The organism is Parasedimentitalea denitrificans, from assembly GCF_011813015.1.
Classification (GTDB): Bacteria; Pseudomonadota; Alphaproteobacteria; order Rhodobacterales; family Rhodobacteraceae; genus Parasedimentitalea; species Parasedimentitalea denitrificans.
On sequence record NZ_QHLQ01000001.1, the window covers coordinates 301,455 to 325,722 of the forward strand.

Below are 24,268 nucleotides of genomic sequence, written 5' to 3' on the forward strand. Positions count from 1 at the left end.
TTGCGCCATGGGCTTTCTGAATGTTGAGAAATCGCTGACTGGACGTTGCTGGCTGGGACCTGGGATTGATATTGAACGCGCCGCCGAGATGATGGCGCAGCAAAGTGAGATCCCAGCCCCGGTGTGTCAGGTACTGGCACGACGTGGTGTTCCCGCGCATGAGGCATCTGGCTTTCTGACACCCCAACTAAAAGACCTGTTGCCTGATCCACGGCGCATGAAGGACATGGAAGTGGCTGCGCAGCGTTTCATTACCTCAGTGCAACGGCGTGAACGGATTGCTGTTTTTGCCGACTATGACGTCGACGGCGGCAGCTCAGCCGCTTTGCTGCTAGTTTGGTTGCGGCAGATGGGGCTGAGCGCGACGTTGTATGTGCCAGATCGGATCGACGAAGGCTATGGACCCAACGATGAGGCGATGGCTGCACTGGCGCGGGATCATGACCTGATCATCTGCGTCGATTGCGGCACCCTGAGTCACGGACCGATTGCGGCGGCCAAAGGTGCCGATGTGGTGGTGCTGGACCACCACCTGGGCGGTGAAACACTGCCGGATTGCGTTGCCGTGGTGAACCCGAACCGGCAGGACGAAGATGGCGAACTGGGCTATTTCTGCGCTGCGGGTGTTGTCTTCCTGATGCTGGTCGAGGCACGTCGACAGTTGCGCGAAGGCGGCCATGGCACCGGACCGGACCTGATGGCGCTGCTGGATCTGGTGGCACTGGCGACTGTTGCCGATGTTGCGCCCCTGATCGGGGCCAACCGGGCCTTGGTGCGACAGGGATTAAAGGTAATGGCTGCGCGACAGCGCCCCGGCCTGGTGGCACTGGCGGATGTGTCGCGAATGGATTCGGCCCCCTCGACCTATAGTCTTGGCTTTATGCTGGGACCGCGCGTCAATGCCGGTGGTCGGATTGGCAAGGCCGACCTGGGCGCGCGATTGTTGTCGACGGATGACCCCCACGAGGCCTCATCGATAGCGGACCGGTTAGACCAGTTGAACACCGAACGGCGAGAGATTGAGAATGCCGTGCGCGCGGCCGCCATGGAACAAGCCGAGGAGCGTGGCTTTGATGCGCCGCTGGTCTGGGCTGCGGGCGAAGGCTGGCACCCCGGTGTGGTGGGCATTGTGGCCTCGCGGCTGAAGGAGGCCGCCGGGCGACCCGCCGTAGTGATCGGGCTGGACGGTGACGAGGGCAAGGGATCAGGCCGGTCAGTTAGTGGCATTGATCTGGGGGCAGCCATTCAGCGGCTGGCTAGTGATGGGCTGCTGATCAAGGGTGGTGGTCACAAGATGGCAGCCGGACTGAGTGTAAGCCGCGACCAACTGGAACCCGCAATGAAGCGCCTGACCGAGTTGTTGGAAAAACAGGGCGCCGGAGATCTGGGCCCTGCGGACCTGAAGCTGGACGGCATGTTGATGCCCGGCGCCGCAACCGTGGATATGATCGAGCAGATCGAACAGGCCGGTCCATTTGGAGCGGGTGCCCCTGCCCCGCGCTATGCCTTTCCCGACCTGCAAATACGGTTTGCCAAGCGTATTGGGGAAACGCACCTGAAACTGTCTCTGAGCGATGGCATGGGTGGCGGCATTGATGCGATCTGTTTCGGCGCGTTTGACACACCGATGGGCCAGCAGTTGTTGGATCACGGCGGTGCTCGGTTCCATTTTGCCGGACGGCTGGAGGTCAACACATGGGGTGGTCGACAAAGCGCACAGTTACGTCTGGAAGACGCCGCACCGGCCTAAGAAAATGCCCATCAGATGGCGATTTAAAAAAAACACTGCGTAGTGCATTTTTTCCCTTGCGGTGCGCTGCGGGATTTCCTAATACCCGCTCACACCAAGAGTGGCCCGTTCGTCTATCGGTTAGGACGCCAGGTTTTCAACCTGGAAAGACGAGTTCGATTCTCGTACGGGCTGCCATGGTGTATATCTCCCAAACACAGACATAGCTGAAAAATCTACCACTGATGGTTGGATCTGCCACCCTATGCCCTTTGTTCTGACATACCGGAAATCAGCTAGAATCCTTTCCTAAGCACACCAGTTCCAGCCTCTTGAATAAGGGGTAAACAAAATGATTGTCACTTTAGCAAAATACCCTCTTGCGTCCCGGATGCGGGTTATCTAAATACCGCCTCACAGACTAAGTGGCCCGTTCGTCTATCGGTTAGGACGCCAGGTTTTCAACCTGGAAAGACGAGTTCGATTCTCGTACGGGCTGCCACTTCCCCTTCGCTGCATAGATATACCTGTTTATAAACCGTGCCTTGATGGTGAACATTGTCGCGATCAGATCCAGATTGTTTTGCGGTTCAAACAGGCCGAATGCATTAAGAGGGCTAGACCCACTTCCCTGCACGCTGTGTGCTGCAGCAGTCAGGTAACAACATGCAATCAACGCCGGGCAACAACGCGCCCACGCTCAAGCTAGGCTGCTTGACCTGATAAAAAGCCGAGACGGCCAGTTCCAGTACAAGTATCAGGACACCGTTCTTTTGATGCAGTCAGAAAAGCGAAGACGCGATTAGAGCAATCGCCGATGGGCGGTTTCAGAGATGGCTTCGTCAGATGGAACCTCGACGTTGCTCTCTGATTTTTCCAGCTCTGCGTCAGATACATCATCGGCCCGTTTATTAAAGCTGCCGTCATCCAATTCAACGTCGTAGAAGTAATGACAGGCCCGTCCAGCCCGCTTGGCGGCGTAGAGCGCAACGTCTGCTTCTTTCAGCAACTGAGCGGCGTCCTTACGACCTTCGACCAAGGCGGTAACGGTGCCGATACTGCCCGAAATGCGACACAACTCGCCAGAATATGGAATCGGCACTTCCAATTGCGTGATCAAACGTCTGGCGATGATATCCAGCTTCTCGCGGTCGACCAGACCATCGATGATCAATACAAATTCATCGCCGCCAATTCGCGCCACGGTATCGGTAGCGCGCGTACAATCGACCATGATGCTTGCCACCCTTTGCAAAACGGTATCACCCGCAGCATGACCCAGGCTGTCGTTGACCGCCTTAAAGAAATCCAGATCGACCTGCATCACTGAGAAGTTGCGACCAGTATTGATCATCCGATCCAGAATGTGATCCATCGCGCGGCGATTCTTTAGCCCGGTCAGCGTATCTGTAAACGCCTGTTCCTCGGCGGCGACTTTTGCCCCCTGCAGGCGGGTGTTCAACTTTCGAGACGCCTCCATCGCGGCGGACTTGGCTTCAACCAGATAAAGCATTTCAATGGTCAGATCGGTGGGCGAAAAATCGGCGCTGGTCAGGTCATAGTCACGCACGGCGTCAAGAACCGAGATCCCAAAAGACAGGTTCACAAATGCGCCCATGTCCCCTGGCAACGGCGCCAGAACACCCTTGAGCCCGGTTTGCGGTTCATCCCGAAATTGCATGTGCAGCTTGGCCCCAGCAGTCCGCAACAGATCACCCATATTCTGAACGTAGCGGGGGCGCAGAAGTTCAAACACTTCTAGAAATGGACGCCCAGTCCAGTCTTGGTCTGCACGCAATTTCTGCAGGGTTGGCCCTACGCGGACAATGCAGCCATCTGTGTCTAACAACACATGCATTGGTGCAATATTGGCGACCACGTCACCCAGTTGGCTTAGGTTCATCATTGTAGTTTTGCCCCCAGGTCAAATGTCCGACCCTCGGCGAACTCAGTCTCGACCAACATTACAGAAATTACTTCTGCGCCATCCTGCGTTCCCGAATGTTCAAGAATAACCAGATCGCCATAGTCATCAGCCATAGCACGCAATACCCCCATCATCACGCTGGCGTAACCCGGCAAACCGCTTTGGCACAGCAGTTTGAACTGACCGGGCGCTGTTTCGATTAATTCGAGCCCAGGCAAATGCAGATCAGACACCGCCAATCGGGCTCGATCAGGTAGATCATCTAGTGAATGAAGGAATTCCACATAGCTAACCCCGCCAAAACGGAGCAATCGACGCAGGGCTTCGACTTGAGGGTTAGAGACTAAAAATGTTCCCATATCCTCCAGCATTTCGGGCAGAGGTCGCTCAAGCACCTCTTCCATTGCCTTCAGCAGCTGTTGAGATTGCTCATCCGTATAGATCAACATCGCCTCGAACTCGAAAAATCCGAGTTCGGCAGCATCCGTCACTTCGCGCCAACGCGATTCACCATACGTACTGCTTACAAAGGCCTGAATTGCCCGATTTATCAGCCCATGCATAAGAAGGCCCCTCGATTAAAACTGTGCGACACATGACTTATGAACCTTAAGAAAGGCCCAACATATAAAATGCCAACTTTATTATGTGCGCGCTTTTAATGGTGAAATTCATGGTCTTGAAGTGTTTTTTTCGTGACCACCATTTAGCGCCGCGAGAGAGCCCGGCCCACGGGGCATTGATCGCCCATAATCACACAGTGGTCAGACTGCAGACATTGGGTCGTCCTTTGCGACCAAGCATTTGGCGGCAGACAAGCAACTTGGCTCTGATAAATCTAGGGCAAAATCCGCCAAAATGCAATTCGGCGCCAGCGCGGGTAGAACGCCACAACGCCATTCTACCCCTAGAAATCAGTAGGGGCACCACCTTCTTCTTTGCGACGGGCCACAAACTCTTGCAATTCACCCCGGATTGCATCCGCCATGGGCGGTTCTTCAAACCCAGCGGTAATCAACTTGAAAATCTTGTGCGCCCGTTGCGGTGTCCATTCTGCCCCGGCCTCCTCCCAGGCCTCATAGTTGCGCCAGTCACTTAGGAACGGCTGGTAGAAGGCATCTGTGTAGCGGTCCTGTGTGTGCTGGATGCCAAAGAAATGACCGTCGTTGCCGACCTCCTTGATCGCATCCAGCGCGATGTCGTCGGCTGTGGTGGCAAAGGTCGCAGGCTGCATATAGCGTTGGATCTGCTGCAACACTTCGCAGTCCATGATGAACTTCTCAGGCGAGGCAATCAGCCCGCCTTCAAGCCAGCCTGCCGCGTGATAGACCATATGAGTGCCCGACTGCACCGCCGCCCAAAGTGAATTTGAGGTTTCCCACATCGCCTGCCCATCCGGCACATTTGCGGTGCAGACGCCGCTAGAACGCATCGGCAACCCATAGAACCGCGCCATCTGCCCGGTCATCTGGGTCGATCGCATGTATTCCGGAGTGCCAAATGCGGGCGCGCCGCTCTTCATGTCTACGTTTGAGGTAAAAGTGCCGATCATGCAGGGGGTGCCGGGTGCCACGTACTGAAACAGCGCGATAGCACAAAGCGATTCTGCAATCGACTGGGCCACAGCACCTGCCATAGTCACCGGAGCCATTGCCCCCGCCAAAGTAAAGGGCGTCACCACAATGGCCTGCCCCCGCCGTGCCATCCGCAGGCAGCCATCGATCATTGGATAGTCGTGTTTCAACGGCGAGGTCGAATTGATGTTGGTATACATCCGCGGCTTGGCCTGAAACTCTTCTTCGCTTAGGCCCCCCGCGATCTTGACCATCTCCATCACGTCTTCGACGCGTTCCGCCCCCAGCGAGTAAGCATGCACCGCCTTGTCGCTGATCGTCAGCTTGTCATAGAGCACATTCAGATGACGCACTGAGGCGTGGATGTCGACAGGTTCAACCGGGTAGCCACCCGCAAAGTGGATGCAGTTGAAATACTGGGTCAGTTTCAGCAAATTCTGGCATTGCGCACGGGTGCCAGAAACCTTCTTACCCAGCTTCAGATCCCAGTAGTTCGGCGGCGATGACACGTTGCCAAACAACATGTGATTTCCACCGATCGGTAGCGTGCGGTCGGTGTTGCGAGGGGTGATGGTGAATGTGCTGGGGGCCTTGCCCACCATCTCAATCACAAAGTCACGATTCATCCGGACCAGATCACCCTCAACCTTGCAGCCAGCCTGTCTGAAGATTTCCAGTGCTTCGGGGTTCAGGAACACCACACCGATCTCTTCAAGAATGCGCATAGCGCCCTCGTGGATCGCTTGCACGCCCTCTGGCGGTAGCGGTTCGGTGGGGCGGTCAACATTGACTGGAATCTGCCAAGGCATCTGTTCAATTACAGCCTCACCACGCCGGTTCGCTGCCCCTGCCCGGCCTCCGCTGCGTCGCCTACGCCCGCCTGTCGCCATTTTCGCCTCCCCGGTCTTGGTAACAAAACCAGCAGGCCCAATTTACCACGCCTTGACCGCTTCAAACACGACATCTCATGTCGTTTTCACCCTCTATTAGGGCGCTACGGGAAGTTTCTGTACATATGTGCCCAGTTCTACCTCAAATTCTGGACAGACATGCCCAGTCCTTGCAATTTGATTAGGTGTCGAGCCAAGCCGGAATGTGCCCAATGTCAGGCAAAACCACATCAGCCAACGGGGCAAGATCATCTTGCAGGGCCAGTCCGGTCAATACGCCAATCCGGCGCATACCAGCGGCACTGCCGGCCTCCAGATCATGGCGGCTATCCCCAACCATAGCCGTGCGGCCTGGTTCAACGCCGACGGCTTTGCAAAACGCCAGCAATGGGTCTGGATCCGGCTTGGCTCCATGACCACTGTCATAGCCTGCCACAAATTCGAAATGCCCCAGCACCCCGGATCGTTCCAACTGGCTACGCGCCGAGTACTCGGCATCGTTGGTCATAACACCCAGCACCTTGCCACGAGCAAGCAGATCATCAAGGAACGCAACAAGAGGCACTGCCTCGGCCAGATCAGCACTCGCCGCGCTAACGCCAAGATGATCCTCAATCTCGGATGCATCCATATGGTCGATGACCGATGCAATTGCCGCGGCGATTTCTGCATTAGCACAGGCAATGGCGATGCTGTCAGGCCGGAGCGCCCCGGCGTTCAGATCATACCCCAGTACGCTAGCCAATTTCTGTGCGACATCGTCCTGCCCTTGGGCAAGATCACGAATCAAGGTCTCGGTCCAACTGTTCCAAGTGGCCGCAAACTCGAACAGGGTACCGTCCTTATCGAACAAAAGTGCATCTACGGGCATTGGCGGTCCTTTTCAGTCGCAGAGATTACCGGCTCTCTATCAGGTCCAGTTCACCTGTGCACCACCCGGGAGCGACATCCGCGCCTGCATCGGCGCCTCATAGGCAAGTCCCTGCGCATCACAAAAGCTAATGACCCAGGCATCGTCCATTGTCAGAAAATCCAAAACCGACCCCAAAAACTCTGGATCCGCCGCCCGAGACCGCAGATCTGCCTCGCTGGCGCCAGAAGCACCAAGAAAGACGGGCAGTAATTCTTCGTTCCCAACCAGCCAGGCCAAGGCCTGCAGCGCTAAGGTTTCGGCGGCAGCGGAGGTATTTGGCATTTAATGACACTTTTACGGGGTTGGGAAAGGGTTTGTTAACCCAAGTCATAAAGACTCTGAGAAAGTCGAATTGCAAGGGTCGAAAGGGAACCGCGTGCAAGGCACAATCCTGATCATAGACGGAGTGGCCACCAACCGCATTATGCTAAAGGTGCAGCTGTCGGCGTCCTACTACCGTGTGGTGCAGGCCGATAGTGTCGCCAGCGCCCTGTCGGTCGCTCAGCGATGCAGCCCTGATCTGGTGCTGACGGCTATGTCCCTGCCTGATGGCAGCGCTACCGAAGTAGTCGCATCTTTGGCCTCGGATACGACACTGGCAAACATTCCCGTCATTGCGGTTTCAGCCCAAAACGATAACGCCAGTCGGATCGAAGCACTATCTGCAGGCATTGACGACGTTCTGCACCAACCGCTGGACGATGTCATTTTGCAGGCCCGCATTCGCAGCCTGATCCGCACCCGCAGCAGCCGCGACGACCTAACCCTGCAGCACGAGGCAGCGCGGACATTTGAACAACCGCTGACCGAGCAGGAATGCCTGATCGAGATCCGCAACTCCAAGGTGGCACTGGTGGCCCACGACGCCCCAACTGCCGCCCAATGGGCAACTAGACTGCAACCTTTGGTGCCTTATCATCTGCATTCACACCAGATTGGTGACATTCAGTTACTGATGACGGATCCAGTACCGGACGTGATTGTGGTTGAATTGAGCGAAAACGCTGTAGGCCCCGGCCTGCGACTGCTAGCCGATCTGCGGGCCCGTGCAGCGACCCGCGACTCTGTCGTGATCGCTATCCCCAGTCCTGCTGACGCACATGTTGCGGCCGAGGCATTGGATCGCGGCGCACATGACGTTCTGCAATCCGGCTTTAACGTTCAGGAACTGGCCCTACGCCTGTCGACCCAACTGCGTTACAAAGCGCACAACGACCGACTGCGCGCCTCGGTGCGCAGCGGGCTTCGGGCAGCGGTCGAGGACCCGATGACAGGCCTGTATAACCGGAGGTATGCCACACCATTTTTGGACCGCGTCGCCCGCAATGCCACGGACACAAATGAACATTTTGCCCTGATGCTGATCGACCTTGATCACTTTAAGCGGGTCAATGATCACTACGGTCACCCGGCTGGTGATGCCGTGCTGGTCGAAACGTCTAACCGGTTGCTAAAACTTCTGCGCCCTGTTGACCTGCTGGCCCGCGTCGGCGGCGAGGAATTCATGATTGTGATGCCCGGACTGGGTGAGGCACAGGCCAGCGAAGTTTCTGATCGACTGTGCAGCGAGATCAGCGGCACACCGTTTCAGGTTCCCGGTGTTGGTAAACCGATCCACTTAACCACCAGCATTGGTCTGGCCATTGGCGGCGGAAACCCATGTGTTGGCTCTGCCCCCAGCCCCCTGACCAATGTGACAGATTTAATCGCCGATGCAGACCGAGCCCTCTACCGTGCAAAAGATGCAGGCCGCAATCAGGTCATTCTCAGCTCTGCACCCGCCAAGGGCAAGGCCGATCGCAAGGATCGCGCGGCTCCGATCCGGGCTTCAATTAAAACCTCTCGCCGCGAGTTATTTGTAAGGTCGCAGCCAGCCTGAGCGAATAAATCGGCCTGCCCTTACTTACGGATTAGAGCGACGACGCGGCGGAGGCCCAGAGGGCCTGCGCATACGGCCCTGCAGCTCATCTGCATAGCTAGCCCGTTCCTCGGCTGACATCGTTTCAACCTTGCTCACCCAGGCACGTTGCACTGAGTTCCGAAACTCATGACCAGTCGTGGCCTGTGCATCCAGCAAACGCGACAGCGCCTCTGGCTCAAATGGGTCAGCCCGCAACAGGGTCAACACTGCTTTTCCCTCAGCCCGTCGCCGATCATGAAAGTTCCCGTGATCGCCACCAGCCTGTTCACGTAACGCGCGCCGCTCACCACGGTCCAATTCCCGAAACAACATCACGCCAAAGGTCGGGCTGGGCCGGGGTTTCGCTTCGTCGCGAAAACGGATCATAGAGCCAACGGCCAATCCAGCCACAGCCAGGTTCAACCCCAGCGACCCCGCCAGGACAATCCGCAGCCATAACTTCATCTTTGCCGGTTTTTCTGTGCTCATTATTGCACCTCCTCACCCAGCACAGAGGCCAGGTCGTAACTGTCATAGGGCACCGAGGTGCTGTCGGAATACCCGACCAATTGTGCCGGGTCAGGCAGGAACGATGGCGGCGCCAGACCGACCCACACGCCAACTACGCAGGCCGCAGCCATACCGCCAAGCGCTGGCAACCCGCCGATGGCGACCATCAGCTGCCGCCAAATACCAAAATGCACCTGCCGCCGATTTTCTGGTTCTTGCTGGGGGACCCGTTCTTCGGAACGTGCAACCAGTGCATCGTTCATGATTGCCGTGGCCAGATGGTCCGGCAAGGGCACAGGGTTCTGCCGTGCTGACGCAAACAGGTCATCAAGCTCTTGCATTGCTTTGTCCGTATCAGCCATCACTATACCCCAACTCCTCGCGGCGACCGGCCAGAATAGCCGCCAGCGCCCGCTTTCCACGCGCGGTCAAGCTCTCAACCGCTTCGACGCTAATGTCCATGATCCCCGCGATTTCGGGGTTTGGTAACTCTTCAATATGGCGCAACACCACCGCCTGCCGCTGCCGCTCGGGCAATTGCATCAATGCAACCTGCAACGCATCGTGGCGCGCGCCCTCTTGCATCTGTTCGGAGGCACTGCGGCTGGTGTCAGCCGGTTCTGGCACCGCATCCAGATCAACATAACCACCACGCTGGCGCCGTTTCAGGTCAATACACAGGTTCATCGCCACACGGTACAACCAGGTCGACACCTGCGCCTGCCCCGGCTGCCAATTCGGAGCCATCCGCCACAGACGCATCATTGCCTCTTGGGTGATGTCCTCGGCCTCGGCCCTATTGCCCAACACCCGCATCGCAACACCAAAACACCGGGGGCTTAGCCGCATCGTCAACTCTTGCACCGCGCGTCCGTCGCCGTTGGCATAAAGCACCAACAAGGCGTCGTCGCTCAGATTGGGATCCGGCTCGCCCACCATCAGCGGCCCCGTATCCGGGGGCCGCCGCTTTGATATTTCTGCGTTATAATACACGTCAGACTAATCAGTTCTGCTCCGTTTCAGTGCCGGGTTTCTGTCCCGGACGATGCTGACCCTTACCGCGTTGACGCATACGGTTGCTAGCCTCTTCGAACTCTTCCTTCGAAATGGACCCGTTACCATCAGTGTCAAAGCGTTCCAACATCTTGCCTGCGCGCCGAGAATTGGTCATCTCATCAGGGCTCAGAACACCATCACCATTGGTATCGCGCTGCGCCAACATCTTTTCTGTACGTTCAGCAACGCTTTTGACACCCTGCGCTGTCAGTTCCTCAAGCGACAACACCCCGTCACCATCTGTATCCGACGCGGCAAACCGAGCGGCCTTCATGGCGTCCATTTCGGCCTGCGTGACCTCGCCATTACCATCGGCGTCGATTTCCTCGAATGACATGCGCGGTCCCTGACCTCCGGGCCCACCCTTGGCCAGAACTGCGCCTGTAGTAACGATGCTGGCCGTGCCCAGAATAACCGCGATGAAAGCTGCTTTTCTCATGTCATTTTCCTTCGTTCTTGGCGACCCCGTGTCGCCGATCATGCAAGTCAAACGGCCCAGCATCAGGTTTCCGTCGCCCGACACATGAAAAAACTGAAGAAAAATTTGCGCCATGAAAAACAAGTACTTCACAGCGTAAGTCGCGACATTATAACGCAAACCTTACGCACCCCCTTTCCGTCACGGCAAGAAGAGCGCAAAGATAGGTGGAACATATAGGATTTATCATGACTGAAACTCAGACCGTGCTGGCCTCAGAAATCGAAAACGATCGCCCAACCATGCCCGCCCTGTTGAAAGGCTGGCGCCGTAAATGTCCGTGCTGCGGCAAAGGCGACGTGCTGCACTCTTACCTAAAGGTCAATTCGCACTGCGACAGCTGTGACCTTGACCTGTCATCTGCCCGCGCCGATGACGGCCCGGCCTATCTGACCATCCTGATTGTCGGCCACCTGTTGGCACCGCTGATCCACATCGCCTTTATTATGTGGCGTCCCGAGCCGCTGGTTTTGTTCACACTTTTCACCATTGGCTGTGTCAGCCTGTCGCTGTACCTTCTGCCCAGATTAAAAGGTGTTGTGATTGCCTACCAATGGGCAAAACGAATGTATGGGTTTGATAACGGCTCGTAAGACACCCAATTCAGAAAGAGGGTTTCATGACCGCAGACCAAGCCAATCCGGGCGTTGACAAAACCGCAGTTCGCAACGCCGCCACAGTGATTGTGGTGCGGGACCGGATGGGTGCGGACCCCTCTATTCTAATGGGACAACGCGGCTCCAAGGCCGCGTTCATGCCTAACAAATTCGTGTTTCCCGGCGGCGCTGTTGATGCAACCGATGCAGATGTGCCGCTGGCTGATACCATATCTGAGCTCTGCCACACCCGGTTGGCCGATCAGTCCCCCGACGGTTTGCAGGCCGCCCTGACCGTGGCCGCGATTCGAGAGCTATGGGAAGAAACCGGTCTGATACTGGGTAGCCAGCACAACTGGCCCGATCCGGTCCCCGCTGATTGGCAAGTTTTCGCATCCGCAGGCTACCGCCCTTCAGCCAGCGCGTTGCAATATGTCTTCCGTGCCCTCACCCCTCCGGGTCGCCCACGCCGTTTTGACGCCCGTTTCTTCCTTGTCGACGCGGATGAAATCGCCACTGATCTTGATGACTTTTCGCGTGCCTCGGACGAGCTGTCCCATTTGCAATGGGTCAAACTCTCTCAGGCCCGCCAGTTTGACCTGCCGTTCATAACAGAAGTGGTGCTGGCCGAAGTCGCCGCCCGGATCACAGATCCAACGCCGCCCGGCTCGGTGCCCTATTTCCGCAATACCGACGAGGCCAGTCTGTTCCTGCGCCTATACGGCAAAGAGATGCCCGCTAACGGCTGATAGTCGAAACCAACGGATCAGAACGCCAAAACCAGCGCCAGGATCGACAGGACCAGCAAAGCCATCCCCAAAATCTCGCGCTTGGTGATCTTTTCTTTGAAGAACAGCACCGTCGCCAAGATCGACAGGATCAGTTCGACCTGGCCCAGTGCCTTGACGTAGGCGGCATTCTGCATCGAAAAGGCCCAGAACCAGCAGAATGAGCCGCCCAGACTGGTCAGACCTACCCAAACCGCCACCTTTCGTGCAGCCCATACCCGGGCGATCTCGCCCCGGTCATGCCAACCCAACCACACCAACATCATCAGTGTCTGCATAGAGACGACCACCGCCAGGGTGACACCGGCACGAAAGGCTGGGTCCAGATCGCCCAATTGCAACGATGCACCGCGATAGCTGACAGCGGAAAAGGCAAACAACACACCAGAGCCCAACCCCAGTTTGGCCGCACGATTGGTCAAGTGCTGCCACCATGGCCCACTGCTGCCGGGTGTCTTTGACAGCACCAGAACGGCACCTAATCCCAGTATAATCGCCACCCAGCCCCAAATGCTGATCTGATCCCCAAGAACCAGCAATCCAACCAGCGCCGTCTGAATGACCTCGGTTTTCTTGAACGTGATGCCAACCGCGAAATTGCGTTGCTTGAACAGGGCCACCACACAGATTGTAGCCAGAATTTGTGACAGCCCACCAATGGCAGAAAACAACCAGAACCCCGGTGTCAGATCAGGAAGCGTCCGCCCCGAAACCATTAGGTAAGTCGCCAACCCGATCAGGATAAACGGCGCAGAATAGGCAAAGCGTGAAAACGTAGCCCCGGCGGCTGTTAGGGTGACACTGGCCAGAACCTTTTGCAGCATAAACCGCACGGTCTGAAATGTAGCTGCCGCAATCGCGACTGGAATCCATAAACTCATGCGGGGGTTATGGCGATTTACTCACCCGGATGCCAGAGCGGATGCGGAACAGGATCTTTGCCGCGCAGAAAATAGCGGCGGAACACTTCACCATAACAGGTGTAGGTATAATTCTCGTTGGCACTTTGAAATTTTGCCTGTTGATCCCGATACAGTTTGGGCAGAGCATACCAGGGCACGCCGGGGTGCATATGGTGCACAATGTGAAGATTATTGTTTAGAAACAGCATCGCCAGCGGTCCGCGATCCTCTACCAACACAGTGCGGGCGTGCATCTGGTCATGAGCGCGGTGCTCCAGAAACGTTCGGATTTTGACCAGCCCCAGCCCCAGATAGGCAGCGATAGCATAGGCCCAGAACGGCATAGGCGTCAGGTTAACCACCCACAGCACCAGCACCAGCCCCGGCAGATGCAGCATCCATCCCCAGATCACCGCCCAGTCCCCTCGCCCAGCGGCACGTGCATCACCAGCCATGAAACAGATTTGTCCAATCAGTGGCCCCAACAGGATACGCCCCAGCAGAGTATTGTTGATCCGGTATAGACGACGCCTCCATCTTGGCATCTGCTGCCAGACCTTAGGGTCCAGAAAGTTGCTTTCCGGGTCATCATAGGGATCGGTCAGGTTTTCATCGCGGTGGTGGTCCAGATGGGTGTCACGGAACCTGTTATAGGGGATCGCCATGTTCAACTGCGGTGCCATCAGGGCTTCGTTCATCCAGCGCTGCCGGAATGGATGCCCATGCAGCGCCTCATGGGTCAGGGACGAGTGAAACGCCACCAATACAGCACTGACCACAACAGCCAGCACCAGACTGATTTGTGGCAACAGGGCCAAGGCCGCAAACCAAATCCCGTAACAGGCCAGTATCAGGAAAAATGTGCCCCATTCCGGGCCTTTGGGCAGATGATCAGACATGCCTCCGCCCCCAGCGAATACGCGACCAGACCCGCTCGTATATCAGATACATGGTAAAGCCGATTGCTGTATTGATCAGCGCAATCGCGCCGCCAATTGCAACTGACCCAGTGGCCAGAAACCCGACCAGCGCCATCGACGCCAAACCGATAATGTTCCAAATAACCGCCTTGACCAGCGACCGTACCCGCGTTTCCATTCTACCTCCTGACGAAACGTTGCGTCAAAAGTACCGCATTACGAGGCCGTGCAGAATTCCGTATATGATTAACAAAACTCAACGGGTGTGATAATAGTCATCACATGAGCATTAAAATCGACAAACTTGCCCGTGCCGACCAGTTCCGTGTCCGGCTAAATCGCGCCCTGCAGGACAGCGGAATCAGCCAAAGCGCGCTGGCGCGGCAAATCGACGTGGACCGATCAACCATTTCGCAGCTTCTAACCGGCGACGGCGCCCGACTGCCCAATGCCCATGTGGTGGGCGCCTGTGCAACGGCGCTGGGAGTTTCGGCTGACTGGCTGCTCAGCCTGTCCGACCGCCCCGAGAGCGCCGCCGAATTGCTGGCCGGTGCCCTATCCCTTTCCGAGGCCCCACGGTCGCTGGTTGATGCCCGTATTTTTGACTGGCACCGCGAGGCAGCAGGCTACAAAATCCGCCACGTGCCCGCGACGCTTCCGGACATGATGAAAACCCGCGCTATGCTGGAATGGGAATATACCCCGCATCTGGGGCGCACGGCTGATCAGGCGATTGGCGCGTCCGAGGATCGCCTGTCCTGGATGCGTCAATCGCAATCCGATTATGAAATCGCCCTGCCAATTTATGAGCTACACAGCTTTGCCCAGGGCACCGGCTATTATCAGGGGCTTCCTCTGGAAACCCGCATCGAACAACTCGACAATTTTGAGCGCCTCTGCACCCAGTTATATCCCCGCCTGCGGGTCTATCTGTTTGATGCCAAACGGCTGTACTCGTCACCGCTGACCATCTTCGGCCCACTGCTCTGCGTTTTTTACGCGGGTTCCCACTACATGGCCTTTCGAGACAGTGACCGGGTGGAAACCTTTACCAACCATTTTGACACCCTCATCCGCGAGGCCGATCTAACAGCCCGGCAACTGCCCAGCCACCTGCGCGCACTCAAAGCAGAGATCGGCGGCTAGGGCCGCACGACGCCCAGCGGGCGGCGTTCAGGCTCAAGTCATGGCAATGACTTGAGCCACCGTTGCTTTAAACCTTAGGGTCCGGGTTTTCGGTGTGGCCATCCACTGCAATCACCTGCCCCGAAACCAAACGAGACGCATCAGACGCCAAAAACACTGCCATGTCAGCAATATCGCGTGCTTCAACAAACCGACCCATCGAGGTGCCAGAGGCATAGCCCTGATACACCTCATCACGGGTCATCCCTTTTGACGCAGCCTCACGCTCTAGCACCCCCTCCATCCGGGGGCCCTCGACTGCACCGGGACAGATCACATTGGCACGAATTCCATGCGGCCCCAGCTCCATCGCCAGCGTTTTGGTCAGACCAATCACCGCCCATTTCGCCGCCGAATACGGCGCGCGGTTAGGGTATCCGTACTGCCCTGCCGTGGACGAAGTCACGACGATCGAGCCCTTCCCCGCCGCCTTCATCAGAGGAGCTGCATATTTCGCCGCTAGAAACGCGCCTTCCAGATTGACGCTGACACAAGCCTGCCAATCCGCCAGTTCTACATCTTCAACCTTGGCCGTAGGGCCCGCAACGCCTGCATTGGCGCAGAGAACATCCAACCCGCCTGCAGCAGAAATGGCTGCAAACACTGCCAACATATCCTCTTCGCTGGCTGCATTGGCACGATGCGTGACCCAGTCAGAAGGCAGCGCAGCCAACCCGGCCTCGTTCACATCTGTGACCCAAACCTCATAGCCCGCCGCATCAAACCCCTCGCCCATGGCGCGCCCAATCCCAGACGCGCCTGCGGTGATTAGAACCCGCGCCATTACCGTGGTGCTCCGATTGCGCGGCCCAGCCCCTCGGGTGCAGGCAGTGCCGAATGGCCTGTGGCCAGTTTCACCAGAGCGGCCTCGACATGTGGCGCAGGCGGAGTCGAGTGCCGGGTCGCCAGATCCACATGCAGCAACATATGCTCACCCGTCGCCAGCAAACGATCGCCCTCATACATCTCGTGCCACAGGTGCATTTTTTTACCCGCCCCCAGTATCACCTGAGTTCGAACCTGAATGGCATGCCCAGCATGCACCTCGTCGATATGACGGATATGGGTTTCTGCCGTGAAATAGCTGCCACCCGAGGCGATATATTCGGCGTCACAGCCGATCAGCAACATCAACCGGTCGGTGGATTGCGCAAAGGCATCCAGATAGCGGCTCTCGGTCATGTGGCCATTATAGTCGGTCCAATCGAGCGGCACCGTCCGGTTCAGCGTCAGTACGGGCTGCGACAGATCAGAAATCTGATCGATATGGCTCAGCAGTCCCGCCTCACCCTCGCGCACCTTGTCCTGTGCATTCTGAAGTGCGCCCGCGCCCCAGTCGTTGGCCGACATCGCCCGCATCATGCCAACAAGGTTGTCGTCACGAATACGCTCTAGCTCGCGGATCGAATGCATCCCCGACTGTTCATCCGATTGATCTGCAATCAGATCCACAAGTTCATCTGTGAATTCGGGCACATCCATCAGCTTGGTCCAGGGCTCTGTCAGACAGGGGCCAAACTGCGCCATGAAATGCTTCACGCCTGCCTCGCCCCCTGCCACACGATAGGTTTCAAACAGCCCCATCTGCGCCCAGCGAATGCCAAATCCATAACGGATCGCGTTGTCAATCTCTTCGGTCGAAGCGATGCCATCTTTGACCAACCACAGCGCCTCCCGCCAGACCGCCTCAAGGAAACGATCCGCGATATGTGCGTCGATCTCCTTGCGCAGGTGCAGTGGGTACATGCCGATACTGGTGATAATCTCCTTGGCCTTGGCAATCACCTCGGGCGTATTGACCTCGGTCCCGACCAGTTCGATCAGCGGCAGCAGGTAAACCGGGTTAAATGGATGCGCCACAACGATCTGCGCCGCATTGTCAAAGCCCTCCTGCAACTGCGAAGGCTTGTAGCCCGAGGTCGAAGAGCCAATCACCGCCTCTGGCGCACAGTGCTGCTGCAACTCACCGTAAACCTTCTGCTTCAGATCCAGCCGCTCGGGCACGCTTTCCTGCACCCAGTCCGCACCGTCTACGGCTTCAGCGATGGTCGCATGGAACGTCAGGCTCCCCTCGGCAGGCAGCGCCACATTGCCCAGCCCCGGCAGACTGCGACGGGCGTTGTCCAGCACTTCGCTAATCTTGCGCTCGGCCTCGGGGTCCGGGTCAAACACCCGCACGTCCCAACCGTTAAGCAAGAACCGCGCGGCCCATCCGCCGCCAATAACACCACCACCGATGATTGCTGCTGTTTTCATACTACCTTCTCCGCAGAAATACTCTGGCCCGTGCACCGCACGGGCCGCGCCTGACTTTCCCCCCGGGAAGGCGCTTCTCGCCTCCCCAAGGTCAGACACGCCCTAATGTTGATTTTCACTTCGCCACCGGCGCCCGCTTCACCAGCCCCAGCTTCTCACGCACCGCATCCGGTCCAATCACCCGCGCACCCATATTCTCGATGATAGTGCCGGCGCGCTCGACCAGCTGCCAATTCTCGGCCAGATCGCCCTTGCCCAGCCACAGATTATCCTCAAGGCCGACGCGCACATTGCCGCCCGCCAGAACCGAACCCGCCACATAAGCCATCTGATCGCGGCCGAGTGAAAACGCCGACCAGGTCCAGTCGTCGGGCACATTGTTGACCATCGCCATGAATGTATTCAGATCATTCGGAGCGCCCCATGGCACCCCCATGCACAGCTGCACCAGTGCCGGACCGTCCAGCACGCCCTCTTTCACCAGTTCTTTGGCAAACCAAAGATGCCCGGTGTCAAAGGCCTCGATCTCGGGCTTGACCCCCAGATCGGTCATCATCTGGCCCATTGCGCGTAACATGCCCGGCGTGTTGGTCATCACGTAATCGGCCTCGGCAAAGTTCATGGTACCGCAGTCCAGTGTGCAAATCTCGGGCAGACATTCCGCCACATGCGCCATGCGTTCGGTCGCGCCCACCATATCGGTGCCCGCTTCGCTGACCGGCAACGGATTCTCGACATCTCCAAACACCATGTCACCGCCCATTCCGGCGGTCAGGTTTAGCACCATGTCCACCTCGGACTCGCGAATGCGGTCGGTCACTTCGCGGTACAATCCCAGATCGCGACTTGGCACCCCGGTTTCCGGATCGCGCACATGGCAGTGCACAATCGCCGCGCCAGCCTTGGCCGCAGCAATGGCGCTGTCGGCGATTTGCGCCGGTGAACGGGGCACATGTGGGCTGCGATCCTGGCTGCTGCCGGACCCGGTCACGGCACAGGTGATAAAGACGTCTTTGTTCATATTCAGAGGCATTTCGCTTTTCCCGGCGATGTACAGAGTTGTGCCCGAGTTATCCCCAAGCTCTTCCCCAGATTCCTGTTTGATTTGATCCCCACTGTGGCTCAGCCTTGAGATCTAAACTTTACAATATGCGAATCGTACTTGATGAAATACGCAAAAAACATACTGCAGCCGGAAAACAGACCGCTGAAAACTGCCGTGCTGGTACTGGATGAATGCAACACCCTGTCCTTTGCGGCCACGGTTGATCCGATGCGCGCCGCCAACCGGCTGGCCGGGCGTCATGCGTTCGACTGGGATTATGTCACTGCAACGGACGAGCCCGCAATGCTGACCAGCGGCCTGACCGTTCCCGGCATTCCGCTGGCCCGACTTCAGGAATGCGAGCTGCTGATTGTTGTGGCGGGCTTCCAACTGGCCCGCCAAGCCACCCCCAGCCTGCTGGCCGGTCTGCGCCGCATCGCTGCCACCGGCGCCACCATCGCGGGCATCGACGGCGGCCCCTGGCTGATGGCCGAGGCTGGCCTGCTGGACGGCCACGCCGCCACCACCCATTGGGAAGACCTGGACAATTTCGCCAACCGGTTCCCCGATGTCGACACCCGCCAAGACCGCTTCACTCTGTCCGAAGGCCGCCTGACTTCCGGCGGCGCCACCCCGGCGATCGAAATGATGCTGCACATCATCGGCGCACGCCACGGCCACGGCTTTGCCTCACGCGTGGCTGGCCTGTTCCTGTATGACGGCCCCGCCGCCCCAACCCGGCCACAAAGCCGTCTGGGCAGCCAAAAACACAGTGCCCTCACCGCCAAGGCCAACGCCCTGATGGAATCCTCACTGGATGAGCCACTGCCGCTCAGCTATATCGCCGAAAGCCTGGGCACCAGCCCGCGCAGCCTGCAACAACAGTTCCGCCTGCGCCTGAACACCACACCGCAGGATCACTACCTGCAACTGCGCATGGCCGAGGCCCGCCGTCTGGTCACCGATACCAATCTGTCACTGATGGATGTGGCCCTGGCCACCGGCTTTACCTCGCAATCCACCTTTGCCCGCGCCTTCAGAACCGCACATGGCAGCACCGCCCGTGATCTGCGCCAGGAAAGCACACAGCCCTTTCAACATTAAGCGGGTGATTTTCTGCCCCAGATCCAACTTCATCTGGCCAAAAATATCCCGGGGTAAATGGGCCTATCAGGCCCAGAGGGGGCAGCGCCCCCTCCCCTTGGTTGCCTTAATACGGCATCGGATTGGCGCGGTGTGCCTGATCGATCTCTTGCAAGACCTCATCGCTCAGCTGAACATCCACCGATCCCAACGCATGCTCAAGCTGCGGCTGCGTGGTTGCGCCAAAAATAGCCGAGGCCATAAACGGTCGCGTCCGGCACCAGGCCAGCGCCATCTGCACAGCATCCAATTCATGGCGCGCAGCAATCTCCAGATAGACCGCAACCGCGTCATAGACACGGGGCACATCGCGACCGCCCAGCTCTGGGCTTAACGATTTTCGCGAGCTGCCAGGCACCGCACCATCCTGATACTTACCGGTCAACAACCCAGTCCCCAGCGGTGAAAACGCCAGCAAACCAACATCCTCGTTCACACTCAGCTCGGACAGGTCAGTGTCATACATCCGACATAGCAGCGAATACTCATTCTGGATCGAGGCCACCCGTGGGCCTTTGCCTTCCTCCGCCAGACGTAGCCACTGCGCCGTGCCCCAGGCGCTTTCGTTGCTCAGACCAAAGGCACGGATATTGCCCTTGTCCACCTGGGCCTGCAACGCCTCTAGGCAATCAACCATATTGGCCAGCGTTTCCTCTCGGTTCTGCGAGGACGGATCATAGCTCCAGTTCTTGCGAAACATATAGCTGCCCCGGTTCGGCCAGTGGAACTGATAGAGATCGATGTAATCGGTTTGTAGCCGCTTCAGCGAGCCTTCAATCGTGGTAGCGATAGTCTTTGAAGTGATAGCAGCACCATCGCGGACGATTTGCAGGCCTTCACCAGAGTGTTTGGTCGCCAGGATGTAATCTCCACGACGCCCGGTTTTAGCATTCCAGGTGCCAATGATCTCTTCGCTAACGCCAACAGTTTCGCGGCGGACCGGATTGACCGGATACATCTCGGCGGTGTCGACAAAGTTGATCCCCGCATCCAGTGCATAATCGATTTGCGCATGCGCATCTTGTTCCGGGGTCTGGGTGCCAAAGGTCATGGTCCCCAGGCAAAGCTCCGAAACTTGCAGCCCCGTGCGGCCCAATGGGTTCATTTTCATATCGCGCGTTCCTTAAATACTTTGGGCTGCGAATGTAGTGTCGGTTTTCACAAGCGCAAGCACCATGCCAAGATGCCTTGTAGTTGGATCTGAAATCATCCAGCCTCTGCCCCAACAGTTCCCCATGGATCGCAAAGGATTACCCATGCCGCAGAACATCACCAAGGGCATCAAGGCCCTGCTGGCCGAAGCCAATGACATCGTCACCACCCTGCCGGTGGCCGAGGCCAAAGAATTGGTGGACAGTGACGATCATGTCTTCATTGACCTGCGTGACATCCGTGAGCTGCGCCGCTCGGGTCTGATCCCAGGGGCATTTTCTTGCCCACGCGGCATGCTAGAGTTCTGGATCGACCCCGACAGCCCCTACCACAAACCGGTATTCAATCAGGACAAGACCTATGTGTTCTACTGCGCCAGCGCCTGGCGGTCAGCCCTTAGCGCCAAACAGGCGATGGAAATGGGGCTAAAACCAGTTGTGCACCTCGAGGGCGGCTTTGGTGAATGGGTCAAACAGGGCGGCGCTGTTATCCCTAAGAAAGGCTGAAGTCGCGCGCAGGCCCGCAAAACGTCGATTGAGAACAAAATGAGAACATGCTACATTTCAGCATGCCGACTCGTACCCTGCATCCCCCGTCTCACCGCCGTCCTCAGGTCTCTATCTGTGACGGCATTGCCCTGGAATATGGCCGCACCCACGAGGCCTGCGGCCCCGCCCGGCGCACATTTGCCCTGTGGCTGGCCGCCGCAACCACCGGACCTGTGCTGTGGATCTCGCCCGCCTGGGAAGTGGATCAGCTGAACCCCGACGGGATGATGAACTTTGCCTGCCCCAGCCGTTTTTTGTTTCTGCACGCGCGCCGTCAGGATGATCTGCTCTGGGCCACCGAGGAAGCCCTGCGGGCAGGTCAGGTGCCCCTGGTGGTGACCGACCTGCCTGCCCCGCCAGCCCTGAAACCGGTGCGGCGCCTGCATCTGGCGGCGCAAAGTGGCGGACGGCATGGGCCACAGCCACTGGGATTGCTGCTGACACCGGGCAGCGGTGGCGCTGCTGGCATCGAAAGCCGCTGGCACCTGTCCCCCGACCACCGGGATCAGCACCACCACTGGCAGCTACAGCGGTTACGCGCCCGCACCCTGCCGCCCCGCAGCTGGCGGATGCACCACCCTGCCCCCCGCGCCAGATTAGAGGTGGTACAACCGCCGCTGGCCGTCGTGTCCTGATCTTTTGGCAAGATTGGGGCTCTGCCCCAAACCCCGGGATATTTTTAGCCAGATGATAGTGAGATCCGTTCCGGAAGTGATCCGGGGGATCAGTTCAGGATCGAACGGGCGAAGCAGGAAAAAAGATGTTAATTGAACCCCTGTGCCTTAGAATACCGGACAGGAGGACGCATGTTTCAAAGACGCCACGCCCTGATCATGCTTGCAACCGGTTGCGTTCTGCCCTCAACCGCACTTGGTGCGCCGATCCGCTACCAACTGGATCCGGATCATTCCCAAGTTGGCTTTAGGTTCAAACTGAATGGCACCACCCAGAGCGGCTCGATGCCGGTTGAGCGCGCCGATATTACTGTTGACCCACAAAACCTGTCTGCATCCAGAGTTGATGTGACAGTGACGGCTGCGCGCGCCCGCACCGGGTTGATCTTTATCACCCAGGCCATGACCAGCCCCGAGGTTCTGGATACAGCGCAGTTTCCCACCATCAGATTTGTGTCACGCCGGATCGCTCTGGGCGCCTCTGGGCGGATATCCAACGGCGCGCGTATAACTGGCGATTTGACGCTGCGAGGGATAACCAGACCTATCACATTGCAGGCGGCGCTGTATCGACAACGCGGCACCGCACCGGATGACCTGCGCCAATTGGATGTGGTGCTAAGCGGTGGTCTGAACCGAAATCACTTTGGCGCGTCCGGGTTTCCCAATCTGGTCGCGGACACAGTGGCGCTGGACATCCGCGCCCGGATCACCGCGGTCAAATAAACTGCCACAGACAGGCCAAATACGACATTGCTGTCGAAAACGTTTGCGCCTGCCTGCAATGACGCGGCATTCTGCGCAACTATGCGCCTGATTATATCCTTTGCCGCCCTGCTTTTGTCCGTCGTGCTGTTGCAGCTGTCCACCGGAGGTGTGGGGCCGCTGGATGCGATTTCCGGGCTCACGCTAGGGTTCAGCAAGGAACAGATCGGCCTGCTGGGATCGGCGCATTTTCTAGGGTTCTTTATCGGCTGCTGGTGGTCACCACGGCTGATGGGCACCGTCGGTCATTCGCGCGCCTTTGCCGCCTTTACCGCCCTTGGGGCCATAGGATTGATTGGTCATACCCTGACAGACAACCCATTGGCCTGGGCTGCAATGCGGATTGCATCGGGGCTCTGTGTGGCGGGCTGCTACACGGTGATCGAGGCCTGGCTGAACGCCAAAGTAACCAATGAAACCCGTGGCCGCGCTATGGGCAGCTACCGGATTGTCGACATGGGCGCCTCGCTGACCGCGCAGTTGATCATCGCGGTACTGCCGCCAGCGGCCTATGTTTCGTATAACCTATTGGCCATCTTATGTTGCGCAGCACTACTGCCAATGACCCTGACCCGCGCCAGCCAACCCGAAACCCCATCGGCACCGCGACTGCGCCCAGAACTGGCCTGGCGATGCTCGCCACTGGCGGTTGCTGGCGTGCTGGTGGCCGCGCTCAGCTCGGCCTCGTTTCGGATGGTTGGGCCGCTCTATGGTCAGGAAGTTGGCCTAGAGATCGACCAGATAGCCTTTTTCCTTGCTGCCTTTGTGCTGGGCGGCGCACTGGCACAATACCCGATGGGCTGGTTGGCCGATAAATATGACCGCCGCTGGGTTCTGATCTGGCTGTCTGTGGCGGCGATCCTATCCAGCGGCGTCACCATCGGTGCCTCGGGCATGGGAACTCTCGCCGTGATGTTCTCGGCTGGTTTGTTTGGCTTCACCACCTTTCCTATTTTTTCGGTATCGGCCGCCCATGCCCATGACTTTGCCAAGTCCAGCCAGCGGGTTGAACTCTCGGCGGCGCTGATGTTCTTTTTCGCTCTGGGCGCCATCGCCAGCCCATTTGTCGCCTCTGCCCTGATCGAGAACTACGGACCAACCGCGCTGTTTGCGATGATCGCCTTGGGCCATCTGGCACTAATCATTTTTGGCCTTAGCCGGATGCGCGCCCGACCAACGCCGGACCAGCGAACCAGCTATGTCTATGCGCCACGCACCTCGTTTACCATCGGGCGGCTGCTGAAACGATCGCGCGAGCGCAAGTAGCTGCGACACTGACACCACGCTCTGACAGTTGTAAGTAGACCCCGCTCGACA

The 24,268-nt window shown here is 57.9% G+C and carries 26 protein-coding genes and 2 tRNA genes; 12 read left to right on the top strand and 16 right to left on the bottom strand.

The genetic code is table 11. From position 1 onward, the window contains the following. Nucleotides 1-7 precede the first annotated feature (7 nt). From recJ to DL239_RS01485, 3 genes are all read left to right on the top strand, one after another. Nucleotides 8-1,750, top strand: coding sequence for a single-stranded-DNA-specific exonuclease RecJ (gene recJ / locus DL239_RS01475; protein ID WP_167681506.1), 1,743 nt, complete (start codon nucleotides 8-10; stop codon nucleotides 1,748-1,750). 102 nt (nucleotides 1,751-1,852) lie between these two features. Further along, nucleotides 1,853-1,927: transfer RNA gene (locus DL239_RS01480), tRNA-Glu, on the top strand. A 229-nt stretch (nucleotides 1,928-2,156) separates the two neighbouring features. Further along, nucleotides 2,157-2,231: transfer RNA gene (locus tag DL239_RS01485), tRNA-Glu, on the top strand. Nucleotides 2,232-2,531: 300 nt separating this feature from the next. Here the strand turns inward: DL239_RS01485 and DL239_RS01490 are convergent. The 5 genes from DL239_RS01490 to DL239_RS01510 all read right to left on the bottom strand — a co-directional run bounded on the left by DL239_RS01490 (nucleotide 2,532) and on the right by DL239_RS01510 (nucleotide 7,315). Continuing rightward, entirely contained in the window at nucleotides 2,532-3,635 is a 1,104-nt protein-coding gene (locus DL239_RS01490) for a GGDEF domain-containing protein (protein WP_167681508.1), read from the bottom strand. Beyond that, complete coding sequence (locus tag DL239_RS01495; RefSeq protein ID WP_167681510.1) at nucleotides 3,632-4,219, bottom strand: heme NO-binding domain-containing protein; 588 nt, start codon at nucleotides 4,217-4,219, stop codon at nucleotides 3,632-3,634. The genes DL239_RS01490 and DL239_RS01495 overlap by 4 nt, the downstream gene beginning before the upstream one ends. Nucleotides 4,220-4,563: 344 nt before the next feature. Continuing rightward, nucleotides 4,564-6,120 (bottom strand): trimethylamine methyltransferase family protein, encoded by a 1,557-nt coding sequence (locus tag DL239_RS01500; protein ID WP_167681512.1) that lies wholly within the window; start codon nucleotides 6,118-6,120, stop codon nucleotides 4,564-4,566. A gap of 181 nt (nucleotides 6,121-6,301) precedes the next feature. Then, complete coding sequence (locus DL239_RS01505) at nucleotides 6,302-6,991, bottom strand: HAD family hydrolase (RefSeq protein ID WP_167681514.1); 690 nt, start codon at nucleotides 6,989-6,991, stop codon at nucleotides 6,302-6,304. Nucleotides 6,992-7,030: 39 nt separating this feature from the next. Continuing rightward, nucleotides 7,031-7,315, bottom strand: a complete 285-nt coding sequence (locus DL239_RS01510; RefSeq protein WP_167681523.1) for a DUF3572 domain-containing protein — start codon at nucleotides 7,313-7,315, stop codon at nucleotides 7,031-7,033. Between the two features lie 94 nt (nucleotides 7,316-7,409). Between DL239_RS01510 and DL239_RS01515 the strand changes: the two genes are divergently transcribed. Further along, nucleotides 7,410-8,912 carry a diguanylate cyclase gene (locus DL239_RS01515; protein WP_167681533.1) on the top strand — a complete coding sequence of 501 codons (1,503 nt, stop codon included), beginning with the start codon at nucleotides 7,410-7,412 and terminating at the stop codon, nucleotides 8,910-8,912. Nucleotides 8,913-8,936: 24 nt separating this feature from the next. Here the strand turns inward: DL239_RS01515 and DL239_RS01520 are convergent, their stop codons facing one another. From DL239_RS01520 to DL239_RS01535, 4 genes are all read right to left on the bottom strand, one after another. Then, nucleotides 8,937-9,422, bottom strand: coding sequence for a periplasmic heavy metal sensor (locus DL239_RS01520; RefSeq protein ID WP_167681535.1), 486 nt, complete (start codon nucleotides 9,420-9,422; stop codon nucleotides 8,937-8,939). Beyond that, the gene (locus DL239_RS01525; protein ID WP_167681537.1) at nucleotides 9,422-9,805 is read right to left on the bottom strand and encodes a hypothetical protein; all 384 of its coding nucleotides are present in this window, start codon (nucleotides 9,803-9,805) and stop codon (nucleotides 9,422-9,424) included. Before DL239_RS01525 ends, DL239_RS01520 begins: the two co-directional genes overlap by 1 nt. After that, the gene (locus tag DL239_RS01530; RefSeq protein ID WP_167681950.1) at nucleotides 9,798-10,382 is read right to left on the bottom strand and encodes an RNA polymerase sigma factor; all 585 of its coding nucleotides are present in this window, start codon (nucleotides 10,380-10,382) and stop codon (nucleotides 9,798-9,800) included. Before DL239_RS01530 ends, DL239_RS01525 begins: the two co-directional genes overlap by 8 nt. A gap of 64 nt (nucleotides 10,383-10,446) precedes the next feature. Continuing rightward, a complete protein-coding gene (locus DL239_RS01535; RefSeq protein ID WP_167681539.1) occupies nucleotides 10,447-10,938 on the bottom strand; it encodes an EF-hand domain-containing protein in 492 nt (163 codons plus the stop codon). Nucleotides 10,939-11,165: 227 nt separating this feature from the next. On the opposite strand from DL239_RS01535, the gene DL239_RS01540 reads away from it, so the two are divergent. Both DL239_RS01540 and DL239_RS01545 read left to right on the top strand, forming a co-directional pair. Then, a complete protein-coding gene (locus tag DL239_RS01540) occupies nucleotides 11,166-11,570 on the top strand; it encodes a DUF983 domain-containing protein (RefSeq protein ID WP_167681541.1) in 405 nt (134 codons plus the stop codon). A 26-nt stretch (nucleotides 11,571-11,596) separates the two neighbouring features. Beyond that, nucleotides 11,597-12,322: an NUDIX hydrolase gene (locus DL239_RS01545; protein ID WP_167681543.1), complete on the top strand. Its 726-nt coding sequence runs from the start codon at nucleotides 11,597-11,599 to the stop codon at nucleotides 12,320-12,322. Nucleotides 12,323-12,339: 17 nt separating this feature from the next. Here DL239_RS01545 and DL239_RS01550 read toward each other — a convergent pair whose 3' ends face one another. From DL239_RS01550 to DL239_RS01560, 3 genes are read right to left on the bottom strand one after another with little or no spacing between them, the layout of a single operon-like run. Continuing rightward, nucleotides 12,340-13,242 (bottom strand): EamA family transporter, encoded by a 903-nt coding sequence (locus tag DL239_RS01550; protein ID WP_167681545.1) that lies wholly within the window; start codon nucleotides 13,240-13,242, stop codon nucleotides 12,340-12,342. A 17-nt stretch (nucleotides 13,243-13,259) separates the two neighbouring features. After that, entirely contained in the window at nucleotides 13,260-14,162 is a 903-nt protein-coding gene (locus DL239_RS01555; protein ID WP_167681547.1) for a fatty acid desaturase, read from the bottom strand. After that, nucleotides 14,155-14,361 carry a DUF2061 domain-containing protein gene (locus tag DL239_RS01560; protein ID WP_167681549.1) on the bottom strand — a complete coding sequence of 69 codons (207 nt, stop codon included), beginning with the start codon at nucleotides 14,359-14,361 and terminating at the stop codon, nucleotides 14,155-14,157. Before DL239_RS01560 ends, DL239_RS01555 begins: the two co-directional genes overlap by 8 nt. Before the next feature lie 104 nt (nucleotides 14,362-14,465). Between DL239_RS01560 and DL239_RS01565 the strand changes: the two genes are divergently transcribed. After that, entirely contained in the window at nucleotides 14,466-15,329 is an 864-nt protein-coding gene (locus DL239_RS01565) for a helix-turn-helix domain-containing protein (RefSeq protein ID WP_167681551.1), read from the top strand. Between the two features lie 67 nt (nucleotides 15,330-15,396). Here the strand turns inward: DL239_RS01565 and DL239_RS01570 are convergent, their stop codons facing one another. From DL239_RS01570 to bcoG, 3 genes are all read right to left on the bottom strand, one after another. Beyond that, nucleotides 15,397-16,152 (bottom strand): SDR family oxidoreductase, encoded by a 756-nt coding sequence (locus tag DL239_RS01570; protein WP_167681553.1) that lies wholly within the window; start codon nucleotides 16,150-16,152, stop codon nucleotides 15,397-15,399. Next, nucleotides 16,152-17,624 carry a carnitine 3-dehydrogenase gene (locus DL239_RS01575; RefSeq protein WP_167681556.1) on the bottom strand — a complete coding sequence of 491 codons (1,473 nt, stop codon included), beginning with the start codon at nucleotides 17,622-17,624 and terminating at the stop codon, nucleotides 16,152-16,154. Before DL239_RS01575 ends, DL239_RS01570 begins: the two co-directional genes overlap by 1 nt. A 115-nt stretch (nucleotides 17,625-17,739) precedes the next feature. Next, nucleotides 17,740-18,657: a 3-dehydrocarnitine:acetyl-CoA trimethylamine transferase BcoG gene (bcoG, locus tag DL239_RS01580; protein ID WP_167681558.1), complete on the bottom strand. Its 918-nt coding sequence runs from the start codon at nucleotides 18,655-18,657 to the stop codon at nucleotides 17,740-17,742. 132 nt (nucleotides 18,658-18,789) lie between these two features. Here bcoG and DL239_RS01585 point away from each other — a divergent pair, with 132 nt between their 5' ends. Next, nucleotides 18,790-19,773 (top strand): GlxA family transcriptional regulator, encoded by a 984-nt coding sequence (locus DL239_RS01585; RefSeq protein WP_167681560.1) that lies wholly within the window; start codon nucleotides 18,790-18,792, stop codon nucleotides 19,771-19,773. A 106-nt stretch (nucleotides 19,774-19,879) separates the two neighbouring features. On the opposite strand, the gene DL239_RS01590 is transcribed toward DL239_RS01585, so the two are convergent. Next, on the bottom strand, nucleotides 19,880-20,923 hold the full coding sequence (locus tag DL239_RS01590) for an aldo/keto reductase (protein WP_167681562.1): 1,044 nt from the start codon (nucleotides 20,921-20,923) through the stop codon (nucleotides 19,880-19,882). A 145-nt stretch (nucleotides 20,924-21,068) separates the two neighbouring features. Here DL239_RS01590 and DL239_RS01595 point away from each other — a divergent pair, with 145 nt between their 5' ends. The 4 genes from DL239_RS01595 (at nucleotide 21,069) to DL239_RS01610 (ending at nucleotide 24,217) form a co-directional block, all read left to right on the top strand. After that, nucleotides 21,069-21,470, top strand: coding sequence for a rhodanese-like domain-containing protein (locus DL239_RS01595; protein WP_167681564.1), 402 nt, complete (start codon nucleotides 21,069-21,071; stop codon nucleotides 21,468-21,470). Nucleotides 21,471-21,532: 62 nt separating this feature from the next. After that, nucleotides 21,533-22,147 (top strand): ImuA family protein, encoded by a 615-nt coding sequence (locus DL239_RS01600; protein WP_240931649.1) that lies wholly within the window; start codon nucleotides 21,533-21,535, stop codon nucleotides 22,145-22,147. Nucleotides 22,148-22,318: 171 nt separating this feature from the next. Beyond that, nucleotides 22,319-22,912: a YceI family protein gene (locus DL239_RS01605; protein ID WP_167681566.1), complete on the top strand. Its 594-nt coding sequence runs from the start codon at nucleotides 22,319-22,321 to the stop codon at nucleotides 22,910-22,912. Nucleotides 22,913-22,993: 81 nt separating this feature from the next. Continuing rightward, complete coding sequence (locus DL239_RS01610) at nucleotides 22,994-24,217, top strand: MFS transporter (protein ID WP_167681568.1); 1,224 nt, start codon at nucleotides 22,994-22,996, stop codon at nucleotides 24,215-24,217. Nucleotides 24,218-24,268: the final 51 nt, after the last annotated feature.